Genomic DNA, 2,692 nt, shown 5'->3' on the forward strand with positions numbered 1-2,692 from the left:
GTTGAGCATCAGGCCCTTGGCGTCGAACAGCTGGTATTCGAACTCATACACCGTCGGCGCGCTCAGGCCCTTGGCCAGCGCGCTGCTGTCCCAGTCCCATTCGCCGTTGGCGGCGCGGCTCAGCGGCGCTTCGGCCCAGGCGCCGCCAGCGGTGCGATAACGAATCAGGCCGCGGCTGGCCGCCGCCGGCTGATTGCCGCCGATGTGGACGATCTGCGGCTGGTCGCGCCAGGCGACCGGTTGGCTGAGGCTGTTGGCCTCGCCCGGGCGGAAGGCCCCCACCACAGCGCCCAACGACTGGCCTTTGGCGTCGAGACGCTCCAGTTCGTACTCCCAGGTCTGGCCGGCGGCCAGGCCGTAGTTGGACGGCAGGAACTGGAACCAGCCATTGCCAATAGTTGCCGCTATATTTTGAAGAGCCCCCCAACTTCCACCTTGGAGACGAAAGCGGATGTTGGCACGCACAACTGCAGAGCCCAAACCATATAGATTGACTGCACCATCCTTACCCAATACGGCGGAACCGTATTGTCCCAAGGGCAACGCGCTGGCAGGCTGCGGAAATACGGGCTTGCTACCACTCAGTGCCAAGAAGGCCCCTGATGGATTCTGCTGGCCAAACAACACGGTTCCAGCCGCGTCCAACGCCAGCAAACGATACTCCAAATTACCACGAGGCAACCCTCCCCAATCCAATGCAAACCAACTACTCTGCACCTGACCATTTAATGTCAACAGGGGCATCTCATCACGCCGCCAGCCCTCCCCGCTATTTGCTGGACGTGTGAGCAGCAGCACTTTAGCAATACGTGAATCAGGGGAACGGAAGTGCAATTGATTAGCCCCGAATACCCCGTTGTAGCTGCTAGATGTATGATTGCGTATTGCAGCTCCACTGAATTGCCCCGAACTTTGAAATAGCATCAAACTTTGTGTAGTGTTTGTTGCTGCATTACGCGCCGTTTTATACACCGCAACTTCAAAACCAAGAACAGCACTATCCGGCCAATTTTGAGACCCCGCAAAAACAAACTGCGCATACAACATACTAACCGGAGTATTTAATACACCGTTAGCAGGCACAGTAAGCGTACGTGAAACAACTCTCCGGCCAGGAAACGTAATCACCACTTGATAAGTATCGTCACCATACTCCGGCAACGGTGGCAAATTCACATTTACGTTCATTTCCTGCAAGTACACGTCAAACTTCCTTGACGACCCCAACTCCTCTCGGTCTTCTCTCAATACCGCAGTAGGCGTCAACGTTACCGATCCGGATACCACCCCTCCACCAAGCGCGACACCTCCCAGCGCTAGAGGTGAACTCTGCTCATTCTCTTTTATCTTCGAAGCCCCCGCGCTCACCACCCCGCCGCTGCCCTCCTGCGGCACCGCGCTCACCCAACGCTCCGCCTGCACCAAGGCCTGGTCGCGCGCGTTCACCATCTTCGGCTGGTAGGTCGCTACTCGCTGGTTGCGGCCATCATACTCGCTCACCGTCAGTCGCAAGCCGCTGTCCGGCCGGTTGATCGCCGCCAGAATCTGATCCCGGCTCATTTGCCTCAGGTCCACGCTGTCCGATTCGATCTGCAGCGTGGCATTGCCGTTGGCGTCGTACAAATAGGCGCGCGTCACCCCGCCTTCGTTGCGGCGAAACACTCGGCCGGCGCCGTCGTAGTCGGCGAACTCCTGCCATGCCCCCTGGCCGTCGGCGCTAGTGCGTTTGCCGGCAATCTCGCCATAGGCGTTGTAGCGCGTCTCGAAGCGCATGCTGGTCGCCTGGTCGCGTCTTTCGGTCTGGCGGCCGGCCGCGTCGTAGCGGTAACCGGTGACGTCGTTCACTTCGCTGCCGTCGGCCTGGCGTCGCGCCCGCTGGGTTCGGGTCAGCAGGCCGGCGGCGTCGTAGTCGTAGCGAATGCCGTTGCCCATCGCGTCGCTCTGGCTCAGCAAGCGGCCGCCGATCCCGTACTGGTAACGCACGATCTGGTCGTCGGCTTCGCTGGCCTCGTCCAGGCCGTGGCGGATCTGACGGCTGAGTTGGTCCAGGCCGTTGTATTCGCTGTCGCTGGTCGGCCGCACGGCTCGACCCAAGTAATCGGTAAATACCGCGTCCTGGCGTCGGGTTTCCCGGCCCTGCGCGTCGTAGCGCCAGTCGGTGACCTGGCCGGCGGCGTCGGTCTTTTGGGTCACCTTGCCCAGCGCGTTGTACTGGTAGCGGGTGCTGGCGGCGACCTCGCTCTGGCTTTGGCCGTCGGCGCTGGCCACCTGGAGTTTGAGGGTGCGTTCGACGCTGATCCGCCCCATCCGGTCGTAGTCGGTTTCGCGTACCCGGTCGTTGGCCTGGGGTTTGAGTTGCTGGCGTAGCGTGTCCAACGGGGTGGCGCTGTCGTAAGCGCCGCTCAGAGCGCTGGCGTAGCGGGTTTCGCGGATCGCCCGGCCGCCAGCGTCGTAGTCCCAGGCGGTGGCGTAGCCGGCGGCGTCGACGCTCAGCAGTTTGTGGCCGGCGCGGTCGTAGTAGTGACGTTGGCTACCGCCGCGGGCGTCGGTGGTTTCAATCAGGTTGCCGTTGGCGTCGTAACGCTGGCGGCTGATCAGGTCTTGGGTCGCCACCGTGTACTGGCCGCTGGCGGCATCGCGCTGGCCCACGGTTTGCGCCGGCAACCGGGTTTCGATCAAGCGGTTGTTGCCG

At 61.8% G+C, this 2,692-nt stretch carries 1 protein-coding gene; it reads right to left on the reverse strand.

The genetic code is table 11. The features are described 5' to 3' along the window. On the reverse strand, window positions 1-2,692 hold a 2,692-nt coding region (locus tag JW897_RS24035; RefSeq protein ID WP_205467923.1), incomplete at both ends, for an RHS repeat domain-containing protein.

The organism is Chromobacterium alkanivorans (assembly GCF_016937655.1).
Taxonomy (GTDB): domain Bacteria; phylum Pseudomonadota; class Gammaproteobacteria; order Burkholderiales; family Chromobacteriaceae; genus Chromobacterium; species Chromobacterium alkanivorans.